Origin of the sequence: Nocardiopsis coralli, from assembly GCF_014892575.1 — a bacterium.
Classification (GTDB): Bacteria; Actinomycetota; Actinomycetes; order Streptosporangiales; family Streptosporangiaceae; genus Nocardiopsis; species Nocardiopsis coralli.
The window spans coordinates 1-459 of the sequence record NZ_JADBGI010000073.1 but is presented as its reverse complement, the minus strand read 5'-3'; the positions used below and the strand labels follow the sequence as shown (position 1 = coordinate 459).

Here is a 459-nt window from a genome sequence, read left to right as displayed (position 1 = left end):
GCCACCAACACCGCCGCCGGGGTCGGGGCCCGGTTCGGCGCCCGGCTCGGGGCCGGGGGCGGCGGTCGCCCCGGTGTTCCCGGTTGCCCCGGTGGTGTTGGCGCCTTCGGCGCCAGCGTCGTTGCCGTTGTCGGTCTCGTTCTGGTCCTTGAAGGCGAAGCCGAAGCCGAGCAGTGCCGACAGGGGCACGGTGATGTTGATGACGGCCTTGGTGCCGGGCGGCTGCGAGCAGCCGCCACCAGCAGCGGTGGGGCCATCGGCAGAGCCGCCAGGGCCAGAGCCGCCGGAGCCAGCCCCGGCGCCAGCGCCGTCGGCGTGGCCGAAGGAGTCGGTGCCAGCGTCGCCGCCAGCGGCAGCAGCAGCGGTGGTGGCACCGGCGAAGCCGTTGCCAGTGCTGTTGCCATTGGTGTGGCCCGAGTTGTTGCCGTTGGTGGTGCCGTGGCCGTGGTGGCCGTGGGC

At 74.3% G+C, this 459-nt stretch carries 1 pseudogene; it reads right to left on the bottom strand.

The features are described 5' to 3' along the window. Positions 1-459: pseudogene (locus IDM40_RS28520) on the bottom strand (HNH endonuclease signature motif containing protein); the annotation flags it as partial.